This is a genomic window from Deinococcus sp. YIM 134068 (assembly GCF_036543075.1).
GTDB classification, from domain to species: domain Bacteria; phylum Deinococcota; class Deinococci; order Deinococcales; family Deinococcaceae; genus Deinococcus; species Deinococcus lichenicola.
Genome location: NZ_JAZHPF010000031.1, coordinates 13,714 through 27,735, shown reverse-complemented (window position 1 = coordinate 27,735; position 14,022 = coordinate 13,714). Strand labels below are relative to the sequence as shown.

Annotated in this window: 15 protein-coding genes; 11 read left to right on the top strand and 4 right to left on the bottom strand. The window is 69.5% G+C overall.

What is annotated here, in order from left to right:
- Nucleotides 1-50: 50 nt before the first annotated feature.
- From V3W47_RS18290 to V3W47_RS18280, 3 genes are all read left to right on the top strand, one after another.
- Nucleotides 51-1,061: a sugar ABC transporter substrate-binding protein gene (locus V3W47_RS18290; protein WP_331826673.1), complete on the top strand. Its 1,011-nt coding sequence runs from the start codon at nucleotides 51-53 to the stop codon at nucleotides 1,059-1,061.
- 246 nt (nucleotides 1,062-1,307) lie between these two features.
- On the top strand, nucleotides 1,308-2,306 hold the full coding sequence (locus V3W47_RS18285) for an ABC transporter permease (RefSeq protein ID WP_331826672.1): 999 nt from the start codon (nucleotides 1,308-1,310) through the stop codon (nucleotides 2,304-2,306).
- The gene (locus V3W47_RS18280; protein WP_331826671.1) at nucleotides 2,303-3,130 is read left to right on the top strand and encodes an ATP-binding cassette domain-containing protein; all 828 of its coding nucleotides are present in this window, start codon (nucleotides 2,303-2,305) and stop codon (nucleotides 3,128-3,130) included. Before V3W47_RS18285 ends, V3W47_RS18280 begins: the two co-directional genes overlap by 4 nt.
- A gap of 79 nt (nucleotides 3,131-3,209) precedes the next feature.
- On the opposite strand, the gene V3W47_RS18275 is transcribed toward V3W47_RS18280, so the two are convergent.
- Nucleotides 3,210-3,695, bottom strand: coding sequence for an Hsp20/alpha crystallin family protein (locus V3W47_RS18275; protein WP_331826670.1), 486 nt, complete (start codon nucleotides 3,693-3,695; stop codon nucleotides 3,210-3,212).
- Between the two features lie 327 nt (nucleotides 3,696-4,022).
- Between V3W47_RS18275 and pyrR the strand changes: the two genes are divergently transcribed.
- The 5 genes from pyrR to V3W47_RS18250 all read left to right on the top strand — a co-directional run bounded on the left by pyrR (nucleotide 4,023) and on the right by V3W47_RS18250 (nucleotide 8,209).
- The gene (pyrR, locus tag V3W47_RS18270; RefSeq protein WP_331826669.1) at nucleotides 4,023-4,571 is read left to right on the top strand and encodes a bifunctional pyr operon transcriptional regulator/uracil phosphoribosyltransferase PyrR; all 549 of its coding nucleotides are present in this window, start codon (nucleotides 4,023-4,025) and stop codon (nucleotides 4,569-4,571) included.
- Entirely contained in the window at nucleotides 4,568-5,500 is a 933-nt protein-coding gene (locus V3W47_RS18265; RefSeq protein WP_331826668.1) for an aspartate carbamoyltransferase catalytic subunit, read from the top strand. The genes pyrR and V3W47_RS18265 overlap by 4 nt, the downstream gene beginning before the upstream one ends.
- A gap of 64 nt (nucleotides 5,501-5,564) precedes the next feature.
- Nucleotides 5,565-6,110: a hypothetical protein gene (locus V3W47_RS18260; protein ID WP_331826667.1), complete on the top strand. Its 546-nt coding sequence runs from the start codon at nucleotides 5,565-5,567 to the stop codon at nucleotides 6,108-6,110.
- Nucleotides 6,111-6,122: 12 nt separating this feature from the next.
- Nucleotides 6,123-7,373, top strand: coding sequence for a dihydroorotase (locus tag V3W47_RS18255; protein ID WP_331826666.1), 1,251 nt, complete (start codon nucleotides 6,123-6,125; stop codon nucleotides 7,371-7,373).
- Nucleotides 7,370-8,209 carry a metallophosphoesterase gene (locus tag V3W47_RS18250; protein WP_331826665.1) on the top strand — a complete coding sequence of 280 codons (840 nt, stop codon included), beginning with the start codon at nucleotides 7,370-7,372 and terminating at the stop codon, nucleotides 8,207-8,209. Before V3W47_RS18255 ends, V3W47_RS18250 begins: the two co-directional genes overlap by 4 nt.
- A 5-nt stretch (nucleotides 8,210-8,214) precedes the next feature.
- Here the strand turns inward: V3W47_RS18250 and V3W47_RS18245 are convergent, their stop codons facing one another.
- The 3 genes from V3W47_RS18245 to V3W47_RS18235 all read right to left on the bottom strand — a co-directional run bounded on the left by V3W47_RS18245 (nucleotide 8,215) and on the right by V3W47_RS18235 (nucleotide 10,223).
- Nucleotides 8,215-8,622 carry an META domain-containing protein gene (locus tag V3W47_RS18245; protein ID WP_331826664.1) on the bottom strand — a complete coding sequence of 136 codons (408 nt, stop codon included), beginning with the start codon at nucleotides 8,620-8,622 and terminating at the stop codon, nucleotides 8,215-8,217.
- Between the two features lie 90 nt (nucleotides 8,623-8,712).
- Nucleotides 8,713-9,123, bottom strand: coding sequence for a hypothetical protein (locus V3W47_RS18240; protein ID WP_331826663.1), 411 nt, complete (start codon nucleotides 9,121-9,123; stop codon nucleotides 8,713-8,715).
- 11 nt (nucleotides 9,124-9,134) lie between these two features.
- Nucleotides 9,135-10,223 carry a 3-deoxy-7-phosphoheptulonate synthase gene (locus tag V3W47_RS18235; protein WP_331826662.1) on the bottom strand — a complete coding sequence of 363 codons (1,089 nt, stop codon included), beginning with the start codon at nucleotides 10,221-10,223 and terminating at the stop codon, nucleotides 9,135-9,137.
- A gap of 409 nt (nucleotides 10,224-10,632) precedes the next feature.
- Between V3W47_RS18235 and mbhE the strand changes: the two genes are divergently transcribed.
- The 3 genes from mbhE to V3W47_RS18220 all read left to right on the top strand — a co-directional run bounded on the left by mbhE (nucleotide 10,633) and on the right by V3W47_RS18220 (nucleotide 13,938).
- Nucleotides 10,633-12,921, top strand: a complete 2,289-nt coding sequence (gene mbhE, locus V3W47_RS18230; RefSeq protein WP_331826661.1) for a hydrogen gas-evolving membrane-bound hydrogenase subunit E — start codon at nucleotides 10,633-10,635, stop codon at nucleotides 12,919-12,921.
- Nucleotides 12,918-13,415: a Na(+)/H(+) antiporter subunit B gene (locus V3W47_RS18225; RefSeq protein WP_331826660.1), complete on the top strand. Its 498-nt coding sequence runs from the start codon at nucleotides 12,918-12,920 to the stop codon at nucleotides 13,413-13,415. Before mbhE ends, V3W47_RS18225 begins: the two co-directional genes overlap by 4 nt.
- Nucleotides 13,416-13,494: 79 nt before the next feature.
- Nucleotides 13,495-13,938 carry a sodium:proton antiporter gene (locus V3W47_RS18220; RefSeq protein WP_331826659.1) on the top strand — a complete coding sequence of 148 codons (444 nt, stop codon included), beginning with the start codon at nucleotides 13,495-13,497 and terminating at the stop codon, nucleotides 13,936-13,938.
- The last annotated feature ends 84 nt before the right edge of the window (nucleotides 13,939-14,022 follow it).

The following is a 14,022-nucleotide window of genomic DNA, read 5'->3' as shown; positions in this document are numbered from 1 at the left end:
TCCCGTCCGCCCCCGGCCCCCCGCCCCGATTCACTCCCAGGAGAAGACCCATGCGTGCAACCCCCAAGTTCGTGACCGCCACCCTCAGCCTCACCGCCGCCGCCGTGCTGGGCCTCTCGCTCGCGCAGGGCGCTCAACCCGTCGTCGGGCTGATCACGAAGACCGAGACCAACCCCTTCTTCGTGAAGATGAAGGAGGGCGCTCAGAAGGCCGCCACCGTCAACGGGGTGCGCCTGCTGACGGCGGCGGGCAAGACCGACGGCGACAACGCCGGGCAGGTCACGGCCATCGAGAACATGGTCGCGGCGGGGGCCAAGACCATCCTGATCACGCCCAACGACGCGAAGGCCATCATTCCGTCCATCAAGAAGGCGCAGGCACAGGGCGTGCAGGTCATCGCGCTGGACTCCCCCACCGACCCGGCGAGCGCGGTGGACGCGCTGTACGCGACCAACAACTATCAGGCGGGCGTCCTGATCGGCCAGTACGCGCGCAAGGCGATGGGCAACAAGAAGGCCGTCGTCGCCATGCTCGACCTCTTCCCCGGCCACCCGGTCGGCATCCAGCGGCACAACGGCTTCCTCGCCGGGTACGGGGTGGCGGGCATCAACGCCCGGACGGCCAACCTGGCGACCGCGCCCATCGTCGCCTGCGCGCAGGACACCTTCGGCGATCAGGCCAAGGGGCAGACGGCGATGGAAAACTGCCTGCAACGCAACCCCAACATCAACGTCGTGTACACCATCAACGAACCCGCCGCCGCCGGGGCCTATCAGGCGCTCAAGGCCGCCGGGCGGGAAAAGGACGTGCTGATCCTCTCGGTGGACGGCGGCTGCGCGGGCGTGCGGAACGTGCAGGCCGGGGTGATCGCCGCCACCAGCCAGCAGTACCCCCTCAAGATGGCCTCGATGGGCGTGGAGGCGGGCGTCGCCTACGCCAAGGGCGGCAAGAAGGCGAAGGGCTACACCGACACGGGCGTGACCCTCATCGCGAACAAGGCCGTCGCGGGCGTGAAGAGCCAGGACGCCAAGTTCGGGCTGGCGAACTGCTGGGGGCAGTGAGGGGAGCGGCCAGCCGCCAGCTTCCAGCGGCCAGCGGAAGATCAGGGGCCTGAGTTCTTCCCTACGCGCTGAAGTGGTGAGGGCTTGAAGGTGCCGGGCTGCTCCATGAGACGAGAGGCGTGGTCTTCCCGCTCCTCCCGCCCTGAATCCCCCGACATGAGCTGAGTTCCCCCACCCGACGACTGCCCCCGGACCCCGCCGGAACGGGGGTGGTCGTCTCCCCTATCTCTCCCGAGGTGCCCACGCATGACGAATCCCAATCCCAAATCGCTCGCCATCCCGCCCGAGCGCTACAGCCTGCGCGAACGGCTGCCCAGCATCTCGGTGCTGGGACCGCTGATGGCGCTCGTGCTCGCCGTCATCTTCTTCTCGGTGCGCGCGGACAACTTCCTGAGCGGGCAGAACTTCTCGCTGATCCTCCAGCAGGTCGCGGTGCTGGGCGTGCTCGCCATCGGGCAGACGCTGGTGATCCTGACGGCGGGCATCGACCTGTCCAACGGGATGATCATGGCGCTGGGCAACGTGCTCGTGACGAAGCTGGCGGTCACGGCGGGATTGCCTCCCGTTGTCGCCATCCTGCTCGCGCTCGCGGCGACCACATTCATCGGCTTTCTCAACGGCACGCTCATCACGCGGGTCAAGCTGCCGCCCTTCATCGTCACGCTGGGCATGCTCAACATCGTCTTCGCCACGACGCAGATTTACTCCGGCGCGCAGACGGTGACGGGGCTGCCGAACGCGCTGACCTTCCTGGGGAACACCTTCCGCATCGGCGGGGCCGCCGTCACCTACGGCACGGTGCTGATGCTGCTGCTGTACCTCGTCACCGCGCTCATCCTCAGCCACACGGCACCGGGACGCCACCTGTACGCGGTGGGCAACAACCCGGAGGCCGCGCGCCTGACGGGCATCCCGACCCAGCGGGTGATCCTGCTCGTGTACACGGTGGCCGGGCTGCTGTACGGCATCGCGGCGCTCGTGCTCGTGGCGCGGACGGGGGCGGGCGACCCGAACGCGGGGGGCACCGAGAACCTGGACTCCATCACGGCGGTCGTGCTCGGCGGCACCAGCCTCTTCGGGGGACGCGGCCTGCTGATCGGGACCCTGATCGGGGCGCTGATCGTGGGCGTGTTCCGCAACGGCCTGACGCTGATGGGCGTGCCGAGCGTGTACCAGATTCTCATCACGGGCATCCTCGTCATCCTCGCGGTCGCCACCGACCAGTTCAGCCGGAGGCGCTCGTGAGCCTCTCGTCGTCCACCACCCCCGCGCCCTTCCCCTCCCGCCCCGGCGTGCCCGTGCTGGAGGCCCGCACCCTCGTCAAACGCTACGGGCACGTCACCGCGCTCGACGGGGCCGACTTCGAGTTGCGTGCGGGCGAGATTCTGGCCGTCATCGGCGACAACGGCGCGGGCAAGTCCAGCCTCATCAAGGCGCTGTCGGGCGCGACCATCCCGGATTCGGGCGAGTTGCGGCTGGACGGCGAGATCGTCCACTTCCGCAGCCCCATCGACGCGCGGCGGCACGGCATCGAGACGGTGTATCAGGACCTCGCGGTGGCCCCCGCCATGACCATCGCCGAGAACCTGTTCCTGGGGCGCGAACTCGTGCGGCCCGGCCTCCTCGGTCGCCTCTTCCGGGTGCTCGACAAACCCCGGATGCTTCAGGAGGCGACCGGGCACATGCAGAGCCTCAAGATCGGCATCCGTTCCATGACGCAGGCGGTGGAGACGCTCTCGGGCGGGCAGCGGCAGGGCGTGGCGGTGGCCCGCAGCGCGGCCTTCGCGCGGCACGTGGTCATCCTCGACGAGCCGACCGCCGCCCTCGGCGTCAAGGAGGGCAACATGGTCCTCGACCTGATCCGCCGGGTGCGCGACAACGGCCTGCCCGTCATCATCATCAGCCACAACATGCCGCACGTCTTCGAGATCGCCGACCGCATCCACATCCAGCGCCTCGGACGCCGCGCCGCCGTCGTGAACCCGAAGAACCTCAGCATGGCGGATACCGTATCGGTGATGACGGGGGCGCTGGACGCCTCCACGCTGCCCGCCGAGGTGTTGGCGTAGGGAGGAGTCGCCAGTCGCCAGAACAGCAAATCTCCCGCCGGGGCGAACCTCGGCGGGAGTGGCTTTTGGATGCGGGAGCTTACGCGCCCTGCGTCTCGGCGACGGGAATGTCCTGCCCGGCCTCGACGGTCTTCGGGGCACCGAGCTGGCCGCCCGTGCGAACCTGCACGCTGCGCTTCTGGGCGGCTTCGCTGCGGGGCACGCGCAGGGTCAGGGTGCCGTGGTCGAAGTCGGCCTCGACCTTTGTCAGGTCGTACTTGGCGGGCACGCTGAAGGTGCGGGAGAAGGTGCCGTACGCGCGCTCGACGCGGTGGGCGGTGCGGCCCTCGGAGCGGCTGTAGCCGCGCTTGGCCTGCACGGTCAGCGTCTGGTTCTCGGCCTCGATCTGGATGTCGTCGGGCTGCACACCCGGCAGGTCGAGGGTCAGCTCCAAGCCCCCCTCGTCCTCATGCACGTCCACGGGGGGGGCGAGGCGGGCGACCTGGCCGCTCACGGCTCCGCCGAAAGCCCGGTCCATGCGCTGCGTCAGTTCCTCGATCTCACGAAAAGGGTCAAATCGCATCAAGGTCGTTACCTCCTGGGAATGGAAGCGTTCGGCACGGCTCGCGTGGCCTCCCGCTCAACTGCATATAAGATAAAACTTGAGCGCCTTCGTGTCAAGTTAGGTGCGTCTTTCAAAGCGTGTTCAAGGCAGAGGTTGGGGTGGACTCGCCACGCTCCTCTTCCCGGTGTACACTCCCGCAGGCAGTGGGCACACCCGCCCCCCGGCCTTTCTCAGCGGCCCCGTGAGACCGCACCCGCCCCGTGAGGCAGGAGAAGGAGCGAAGATGCAACGTGATCTGGGAGGCCGACGGCACGCGCTGAGCGGCGTTTTTTTTGGGCAGGGACGGGCATGACGCCCAAAGCGACCATCCTCACCACCGACGAAATCCGCCGCGCCCTGACGCGCATCGCCCATGAGATCGTGGAGCGCAACCGGGGGGCGGAGAATCTGGCCCTGATCGGCATCCACACGCGCGGTATCCCGCTCGCGGCGCGGCTGGCGGCGAAGCTCGGGGAGCTGGAGGGGGTGGAGGTGCCCACCGGGCGACTCGACATCACCCTGTACCGGGATGACCTGACGGAGATTGCGCGGCAGCCCATCATCCGGGAGACGCAGGTACCGTTCGACCTCGCGCGGCGGCGGGTGGTCCTCGTGGACGACGTGCTGTACACGGGCCGCACCGTGCGCGCGGCGCTCGACGCCCTGATCGACCTCGGCAGGCCGGAGGGCATCCAACTCGCCGTCCTCGTGGACCGGGGGCACCGCGAACTCCCCATCCGCGCCGACTACGTGGGCAAGAATCTGCCGACCGCACGCACCGAGGTCGTCAAGGTGCGTCTGACCGAGACGGACGGGGTGGACCTTGTGGAACTGCACGACGTGGAGACGCTGCGATGACGGCGACCCCCCGCCCCCGGCACCTGCTCGACTTCCAGGGCTGGACGCCCGAGCGCCTGACTGCCCTGCTGGACAACGCGGACACGATGGCCCAGGTGCTCGACCGCCCGGTGAGAAAGGTCCCGGCGCTGCAAGGGCTGACGGTCTGCACGGCCTTTTTCGAGAACTCCACCCGCACGCGCATCTCGTTCGAACTCGCCGCCCGGCGCATGAGCGCGGACGTGGTGAGCTTCGCGGCGGGCGCGAGCAGCCTGAGCAAGGGCGAATCGTTGCGCGACACGGTGGAGGTCCTGACCGCCTACAAGGTGGATGCTTACGTCGTGCGGCATGGCGTGGCGGGGGCGGCACACCTCGTCGCGCGCTACAGCGGCAAACCCGTCATCAATGCGGGCGACGGGCGGCGGGCGCACCCCACCCAGGCCCTCCTCGACGCCTACACGGTGCGGCAGGAGTTCGGCACGCTGGAGGGGAAGACGGTCGCCATCGTCGGGGACGTGCGGCATTCGCGGGTCGCGCGTAGCAACGCGGAACTCCTGCCGAAGCTGGGGGCGAAGGTAGTTCTGTGCGGCCCCGCCACCCTCCTCCCCGCCGACCTCGCCGCCCTGCCCGGCGTGACGCTGACGACCGACCCGCAGGAAGCCGTCCGGGGTGCCCACGCCGTCATGGCCCTGCGGCTCCAGCAGGAGCGGATGGACGCGGGCTACCTCGCCAGTTTGGCGGAGTACGCCGACACGTATCAGGTGAACGAGCGGCTGATGCGGGAGGCCGAGAGCGGGGCCATCGCCTTGCACCCCGGCCCCATGAACCGCGACCTGGAGATCAGCTCGGACACCGCCGACGGGCCGCGCAGCCGCATCGTGCGGCAGGTGGAGAACGGGCAGGCGGTCAGGATGAGCGTGCTGTATCACCTGCTGGTGGGGCGGGAGTAGGGTGCGGCGAGCGGCGTTGGTCGGGCTGCTGACGCTTCAGGGATGGACGGTGGCCTGTTCTCCCGTGGCGGCCCCAGCGGAGGTCGTGCGGGCGCTTCAGGCATTAGAACGGGCCTCAGCAGGAGTGGATCAGGCCGCGTGTCGTCCACGCTCGGCGGTGAACTGTACCGTCTACCGCCTGCCACCTCAGACGGTGGCCCGGCTGCTGGCACAGGCCCACGGAACGCAGGCCCGGCGTACCGCGAACACTTGGGCAGTCACGGAGCGGGCCGAGTCGGGGAGAACGGCCTCCATCCGCGCCGGGCCGGGCGGGAGCATCCGCAAGGTCAAGGACACCTATACGGCCTACGAGCAGCTCTCAGAACGGCTCAACCGCCGCAGCGCCCAGCCCGCACGGTGGCGCAACTGCTCGCTGGCCGGATTGACGCGAGGCGTCTCCTTCACTGTCAAAAATTGCGGCTGGACAACGACGCCGCACTTCGGTTCGATGCGGGTTTTCCAATTCACTGTGGTGAAATCGGCGGACGCTAGCCTCCCCCCTGGACCCTACATCTGGTATCCGAACGACGGTGCGAACTGCGGCGGCCTCCCGACCCGGCAGAAGAATTGAGAAGAGGTATTCATGCTCACCATCACCAACATCAAACGCCCCAACTCCGATCAATCCGAATCCGTCACCGTAGAGAATGGCGCTATCAAAGGCTGGAATATCGGCGAACTTGGACAAGTCATTGACGGGCAGGGCGGCACCGTCGCGCCCGCCCTCATCGAACTCCACGCGCACCTGCGCGAGCCGGGGCAGACGGAGAAGGAAGACCTCGCCTCGGGTCTCGCGGCGGCGGCGGCGGGCGGGTACGGAACGGTCGTGTCCATGCCGAACACGTCCCCGGTCGTGGACGACCCGGCCATCGTGCGAATGCTGATTGAGAAGGCGGAGGGACTGGGATTTGCCCGCCTACGCCCGGCGGCGGCACTGACGAGGGGGCAGAAGGGCGAGCAACTGGCCGAACTGACCTACCTCAAGGAGGCCGGGGCCGTCATGTTCACCGACGACGGGCGCACGAACGAGAACGCCCGCGTGCTGCGGCTGGGGCTGGAGTACGCCCGCTCGCTCGGCATGGTGGTGAGCGTCCACGCCGAGGACGCCTCCCTGCGCGCGGACGGAGTGATGAACGAGGGGCCGGTGTCCGAGGAACTGGGTCTGCCCGGCAACCCGGCGGCAGCGGAGGCAGCCCGCGTGGCGCGCGATCTGGAGATCGTGGCTCAGACGGGGGCGCGGCTGCACGTCCAGCACCTCTCCACCGCCCGCGCGCTCGACCTCGTGCGGGAGGCGAAGGGGCGCGGCCTGCCCGTCACCTGCGAGGTCTGTCCGCACCACCTGACGCTGACGGACGAGGCGCTGCGGTCCTTCGACGCGATCTACAAGGTCGCCCCGCCGCTTCGGACTCAGGCGGACGCGGACCACCTCCTTGCCGGGCTGCTCGACGGCACCGTGGATTGCCTCGCCACCGACCACGCGCCGCACACGCGGGCGGAGAAGGAACGTGACCTGCTGACCGCACCTTCGGGCATCGCCTATATCGAACTCGCCTTCCCCCTGATGTGGACGCGCTTCGGGGAACAGCTTGGGCTGGAGCGGCTCCTCGACCTCATGACCGCCGCCCCCGCCCGCGTGATGGGCTGGCCCACGCCGACGCTGGAGGAGGGCGCTCCCGCCGATCTGGTCGTCCTCGACCTGGAGACGGAGCGTGAGGTCAACTCCGCCGAGTTCAGGAGCAAGGCGAAGTTCACCCCCTGGGCGGGCGAGACTTTGCGGGGCTGGCCGACGCTGACGGTAGTGAGTGGAAAGGTGACGTTCAGACGGGAGGGGTGAATATTACCCGCTCGGCATTGAGCCTCGGCACGCTCGGCCTGAGCGCATGGGCGGGCGTCACCCTCGCCCGGACCTACGGCTTCGAGGTCAACCGCTACCAGGTCGGGCTTCCCCGCCTGCGTGCGCCGCTGCGGGCCGTCCAGCTCAGCGACCTTCACCACGGGGTCTACATCCGCCGCCGCTCGGTGCGGGCGTGGGTGGACGCGGCGCTGGCCCTGCGCCCGGACGTGGTGCTCGTCACCGGGGACTTCGTGGACGCCGACCTGACCGCCTCCCCCGCCCCACTGTTCCGGGAACTCGCCCGGCTGCGCGCGCCCCTGGGGGTCTGGGCCGTGTGGGGCAACCACGACCTCGAATACACGGCACGGGTCGCCCACCGCACCGGGCAGCCTGCTCGCGAGGCACAGGACACCTTCGGGCGGAAGCTTGGGCAGGTGGACATCCGCCTCCTACGGAATGCAGGTGTCACCCTGCGGGACGACCTCTTCCTCGCAGGCGTGGACGATCTGCGCCGGGGACAGCCCGACCTCGCGGCGGCGCTGGGTGATACCCCGGAGGACGCTGCCGTGCTGCTGATGAGCCACAACCCCGACTTGCTGCCCGAGGTGCCCGCCCGCGTCGGCCTGACCCTGTGCGGGCACACGCACGGAGGGCAAGTCTGTCTGCCCGGTGGCGTTCCCCTCCTCACGTCCAGCCGCCACGGACGCCGCTTCGCCGCCGGGTTCGTGGGCGGTCCTGCGTCCGGCTTCGTTTCGCGTGGGCTGGGGGTGACGACCGTTCCACTGCGCCTGAACTGCCCACCCGAAATAGTGGTGTTCGACCTCGTGCCGGGATGAGGAGGCTACGGGCGCGGTCGCTCGAAGATCAGGCGGGTCGTGCCGGAAAACAACACCAACTGCCCGACGTTCTCGCTCACCACGTACGCTTCGGCGGCGTTCAGGCCATCCTCGAAGACACTCGGCGGCGTGAGGGGACAGCGGGCGGCGGGGTCGGGGGCGAGGGGCTGGACGCTGATCCTGACCCGGCTCTGCGCCGCCTCGATGGTCCCGGCGTAGGCTCCGCAGCCGAAGCGGCCCCGGACGGTGCCCCCCGCCACCCACAGGGCCGACGTGCCCGGCGAGACGGCACCCCTCAGCCCCTGCGCGTGCGTCAGTTGCCATGTACCGTTCAGGGGGTCGGGCGTGCCAGCCCGCGCCGTGGGGAGCGTGGCCGCCAGCGTCAGGGCAAGCAGGGGGAGGAGTGCGCGCATGGCTCAGATTCGGGGAGGAGGGTGACGGAGGGCTGACGGGGGGTGAGGGTGAAGGGCCAGGCTTTGAGAGGGCAAGCAGAGACGATTCGGTCAGGAAGGCGTCTCCCAGGAGAGACTTCCAGGCCGGTCGCCATTGGCGAAGAACTCCTTGAGTGCATCTACCGCAGCCTCATAAGACGCAGTACGGTTGAAAGCCACTTCGCTGCAACTTCCCCCATATAGAAAGACGTGGAAGGGTTCCTCTTCGATTCCATCCAACACATAGTCAAAACGCTGATTCCCCTTCTTCGGGGTGCCGCGAGCAAACATCACATGACTTCGATTTCCCTCCCCGACGGTGAGCAGGAATGCCCTGTCATCTATGGACAGCACAAAGTCAACCTGAATCTGAATGCTCACAGCCTCTTCGGTTGCTTTTCGCAACTCGGCCATCAAGTCCTTCAGAGTGGAGACGATGACCTTGTTCTTGTCTCCATCCCAGAACACTTCACGAGTAGGCATGGACACGAGGTCTACCCTGTGACCACCTCCCGCCCCAGCGCCGCGTGCGCCTCCATAAGCAACGCCTCCGTCTCGTCCCAGCCCACGCAGGCGTCGGTGACGCTGACGCCGGGGACGAGCTGCGAGAGGTCGGCGGGGATGCTCTGCTTGCCGGGGCGGAGGTTGGACTCGATCATCAGGCCCTTGATGACCGACGCGCCGCGCGTGCGCTGGTGGAGCACATCGCGCCACACGAGGCCCTGGCGGGTGTGGTCCGAGCCGCTGTTGGCGTGCGAGCAGTCCACCATCACGGCGGGGTCGAGCTTCGCCGCCCGCATCAGCCCCTCGGCCTCGGCGACGAACTGGGGGGCGTAGTTCGGCCCGCCCCTCCCGCCGCGCAGGATGACGTGCCCGTCGGGGTTGCCGCGCGTGTGGACGATGCACGACTGCCCATCGTCGTCCACGGTGAAAAAGGCGTGTGGGTGGCTGGCCGCCACGATGGCGTCCACCGCGAGCTTCAGGCCGCCGCCCGTGCCGTTCTTGAAGCCCATCGGGGCCGAGACCGCGCTCGCCATGACCCGGTGGGTCTGCGACTCGGTGGTCCGCGCGCCAAGGCAGGCCCACGCCACCGCGTCGAAGAGGAACTGCGGCGCGAAGGGGTCGAGCAGCTCCGTGGCGACGGGCAGCCCGAGTTCGGAGACGCGGATCATCAGCTCGCGGGTCAGGGCCAGCCCCTTGTTGATGTCGTTCGCTCCCGTCATGTCGGGGTCCATCAGGGAGCCGCGCCAGCCCACCGTCGTGCGGGGCTTGTCCACGTAGACGCGCATGTGGACCTCCAGCCGGTCTCTCACCCGCTCTCGCAGCGCGGCGAGGCGTTCGGCGTACTGGGCGGCCTGCCCGAAGTCGTGGACCGAACACGGCCCCACCACCACGAGCAGGCGGTCGTCCCGCCCGTGCAGGATGTCCTGGGCGGCGCGGCGGCCCGCCAGCACGGTGCGCTCGGCCCCCGGCGTGAGGGGCAGGCTCACCTTGAGGGCGCGGGGCGTGATCAGGGGGGTGAAGCCCGAGACGTTCAGGTTCTCGGTGCGGCCAGCCTGGATGAGGGGGTCGGGGTGGGTCATGTGCGGGCTTCCTCTCGTGGGGAGAACGAAAGCGCCCGGAGGGGGGATTCCTCCGGGCGGCTCGTGGCTGGGGTGGCAGCGCAGGCGTCAGGCCCGGTGGGAACCGAACCAATAAAAAAACGCGGCGCGCGGGGACATGGGCGCAGTGTACGCCTCACACGGGTGGGTGGGGAGGGGTGTCTAACCGGGCGGGCGTTCTCACCCCGCCGCCGTAAACCTTGAGAAAGGCTTCGGGTTGCCGGACCTGTCTAACTCGGGGGTGCCGGGCCGCCCGTAGACTGAACCCACGTCAGGCACGTCAGGGAAGGACATGGAGGGCGGAGGGAAGGGGTTCGCTCCGTCCCAGTGACGAACGGCGCGGTGAGGTGAGGATGGTACGAGGGAAGAACAGCGACCAGTGGGGCGCGCGGTGACGCTCGCCGTCCTCCTGCCCTTCCTGCTCGCCGGACTGGCCGCGTGGCTGGGGCCGCGCCTCGGGCGACGGACGGGGTACGTGGCGGCGCTGGCGTTCGTGCCCGCGCTGCTGCTCGCCGTGCCGCTCTCAGGGATGCCGGGCACACCTCCCGCCCTGGAGGTCACGCGTTGGGTGCCCACGCTCGACCTCGCGCTCGCCTTCCGGGGGGACGGCTTCTCGCTGCTGTTCGCCCTGCTGATCGGCGTGATCGGCGCGCTGGCGAGTCTGTACTCGGTGGCGTACCTCTCGGAGCGCGAGCGGTTCGGGCGTTTCTACGCCTACCTGCTGCTCTTCGGCGGCTCGATGCTGGGGCTGGTCCTCAGTGACAACCTCGTGGCGCTGTTCGGCTTCTGGGAGATGACGAGCGTGACGAGCTTCCTCCTGATCGGGCTGTGGCACACCCGCTCGGCGGCGCGGGACGGGGCGGTGAAGGCGTTTCTGGTGAGCGTGATCGGCGGGCTGGCCCTGCTCGCGGCGGTGGCCTTGATCGGCATCGCGGGGGGCAGCACGTCGCTCTCGGGGCTGGATGTGGACGCCCTGCGCGCCTCGCCCCTCTTCACGCCCGCGCTGCTGCTGACGCTGCTCGCCGCGTTCACGAAGAGCGCCCAACTGCCCTTCCACCTCTGGCTCCCGACGGCGATGGAGGCCCCCACGCCCGTCTCCGCCTTCCTGCACTCCGCGACGATGGTGAAGGCGGGCGTGGTGCTCGTCGCCAAGTTCGGGCTGCTGTTCGGCTCCTCGGCGCTGTGGAGCGGCATCATCGTGCCCGTCGGCCTCGCCACGCTCGTCTGGGGGTCGTGGCTCGCGCTGCGGCAGACGGACCTCAAGGCGCTGCTCGCCTACTCCACCGTGTCGCAACTCGGCCTCCTGATGAGCCTGTACGGGCTGGCGGACGCCGAGGGACGCTTCGCCGCGACCGCACACCTGCTCAACCACGCGGCCTTCAAGGCGGCCCTCTTCTTCGTGGTGGGCATCGTGGACCACGAGACGGGCACGCGCGAACTGCCGATGCTGGGCGGGCTGCGGCGTGTGCTGCCCCTCACCTTCGCCGCCGCCCTCCTCGCCGCGCTGAGCATGGCGGGACTGCCGCCGCTGGGGGGCTTCATCTCCAAAGAGCTGTTCTACGAGGGGATGCTCCACCACGGTCCCCTCTTCCTCGCGGTCGCCGTGCTGGGCAGTGCCCTGACCTTCGCGTACTCCTTCCGGCTGCTGCGCGTGTTCTGGGGACCGCTGCGCCACCCGGAGGACGCCCGCCCGCACGAGGCACCGCCCGGCCTGACCGTGCCCGCCGGACTCCTCGCGCTGACCGCCCTCGTCTTCGGGCTGCTGCCGGGGACAGCGGAGGCGCTGACACGGACGGCGCAGGGAGCGCTGAATTTCGCGGAGTACGGCGGGCACCTCCAACTCTGGCACGGCGTCACGCCCGCGCTCCTCGCCACGCTCCTCACCTGGGGACTGGGCGGGCTGCTCGTGTGGCAGGCGGGGCGGGTGGGGGACCTGCAACGTCGCCTCACGCCGCGCACGAACGCGAACACCGTCTACTACGCGCTGGTGGACGGAACGAACATCGTCGCCAGCCGCCTGATCGCGCGCACGCAGGGCCTCGCCTTGCCCGACCAGCTCCGCATCATGCTCGTCGCCGCCGGGCTGATCACCGGGTACGGGGTGTGGCGGGCACCGCAGGTGTTCCACGCCATCGGCACGCCGCCGCTCGCGCTGCTGCCGACGGCGGCGCTGCTCGTGGCGGGGGCGGTGGGGGTGCTGCTCGCGCGCAGCCGCCTGACCGCCGTGGTCGTGACGGGGCTGACGGGCTTCGGGAGCGCCGCCGCGTTCCTGGGCCTGCGCGCCCCCGACCTCGCGCTGACGCAACTGCTCGTGGAGGCGGTGACGGTGATCCTGTTCCTGCTCGCCTTCCGCTTCCTGCCGGGCAGCCGCGACCTGCCGCGCACCCGCTGGCGCTATGGGCTGGACGTGGGGCTGGCCGCCTCGGCGGGCGTGGGGGCCACGCTGCTCGTCCTCGCCAGCGTGCGCTTCCTGGCCCCGCCCATCTCGCCGTACTACCTGGAGAACAGCTACAGGCTCGGCGGCGGCAAGAACGTGGTCAACGTGATCCTGGTGGACTTCCGGGGCTTCGACACCCTCGGGGAGATCACGGTGGTCGGGATGGTCGCCCTCGCCGTGCTGGGGCTGGTGCGGCTGGGGCAGCGGGGCCGGACGCCCACGTCCGCCGAGGAGGAAGAATGAGTCCCAAACGCAGGAAATCGGCCACCCTCCCCCGCCCGAGCGAGGCCGCCGCCGCGCCCCTCGCCGGGGACCCCATCCTGCGCTCGGTGAGCCGGGCGGCCTTCGCGCTCGTGATTCTGTTCGCCATGCTGCTGCTGTGGCGCGGCCACAACGCCCCCGGCGGCGGCTTCATCGCCGGGCTGATGACCGCCTGCGCCCTGATCCTGCACCGCATGGCCTACGGCCACAGCGCCCTGCGGCTGGACCCGGCCCGGCTCGTGCCGTGGGGCCTCGCCCTCTCCCTCGTCACCGGACTGGTGCCCTACCTGCTGGGCAGGCCTTTCCTCAAGAGCGACTACGGCTACATCACCACCGCCCTGACTGGGGAGTTCGAGTGGGCGACCGCGCTGCTCTTCGACCTCGGCGTGTACCTCGTGGTCGTGGGGGCGAGCCTCGCCATCGCCTACGGCCTCATCGACGTGGAGCCGGACGAGACGGTGGAGGGGGACGGATGAGGGCTGCCAACCGCCAGCCGCCAGCCGCCAGCCCGAAGACGCTCCCGCTGGCCGCTGGAAGCCGGGAGCTGGTCGCCTGATGGAAACCCTCTTCGCCCTCCTGGTCGGCCTGCTCGTCGCGGCAGGGGTCTTTCTGCTGCTGTCGCGCACCATCGTGCGGGTGGTGCTGGGGCTGAGCTTCATCACCTACGGGGGCAACCTGGCGACGCTGACGGTGGCGGGCTTGCGGGAGGACGCGCCGCCGCTGCTCACGCTCCCCGGCCCCTACGTGGACCCGCTGCCGCAGGCGCTCATCCTCACGGCCATCGTGATCGGCTTCGCCACGACCGCGCTGCTCCTCACGGTCGCCCTGCGCGCGTATCAGGTGGCGGGTCACGACGACGTGGCCGCATTCGGCGACAACCTCGCCCGCGACACGGAGGCGGAGGACGGCATGATCGCCGACCCCGAGCACCAGGGGCCGGACCAGCCCGACGTAGAGGAGCCGAGGACGTTGGTGTACACGGCGAGGGGGCGGGAGTGAGGGAGCGGTCAGCTTTCAGCTTTCAGCGGTCAGGAAGAGATGGGGAGTGGAAGGTTTCGCTTCTGGGGTTGCCATGCTCGTTCA

Excerpts from the sequence above, each read along its gene's own strand:
- V3W47_RS18290 (WP_331826673.1), top strand. The coding sequence starts at position 51 with ATGCGTGCAACCCCCAAGTTCGTGACCGCCACCCTCAGCCTCACCGCC.
- V3W47_RS18285 (WP_331826672.1), top strand. The coding sequence starts at position 1,308 with ATGACGAATCCCAATCCCAAATCGCTCGCCATCCCGCCCGAGCGCTAC.
- pyrR (WP_331826669.1), top strand. The coding sequence starts at position 4,023 with ATGACGCCCAAAGCGACCATCCTCACCACCGACGAAATCCGCCGCGCC.
- V3W47_RS18265 (WP_331826668.1), top strand. The coding sequence starts at position 4,568 with ATGACGGCGACCCCCCGCCCCCGGCACCTGCTCGACTTCCAGGGCTGG.
- V3W47_RS18255 (WP_331826666.1), top strand. The coding sequence starts at position 6,123 with ATGCTCACCATCACCAACATCAAACGCCCCAACTCCGATCAATCCGAA.
- V3W47_RS18245 (WP_331826664.1), bottom strand. The coding sequence starts at position 8,622 with ATGCGCGCACTCCTCCCCCTGCTTGCCCTGACGCTGGCGGCCACGCTC.
- V3W47_RS18240 (WP_331826663.1), bottom strand. The coding sequence starts at position 9,123 with ATGCCTACTCGTGAAGTGTTCTGGGATGGAGACAAGAACAAGGTCATC.
- V3W47_RS18235 (WP_331826662.1), bottom strand. The coding sequence starts at position 10,223 with ATGACCCACCCCGACCCCCTCATCCAGGCTGGCCGCACCGAGAACCTG.
- V3W47_RS18225 (WP_331826660.1), top strand. The coding sequence starts at position 12,918 with ATGAGTCCCAAACGCAGGAAATCGGCCACCCTCCCCCGCCCGAGCGAG.
- V3W47_RS18220 (WP_331826659.1), top strand. The coding sequence starts at position 13,495 with ATGGAAACCCTCTTCGCCCTCCTGGTCGGCCTGCTCGTCGCGGCAGGG.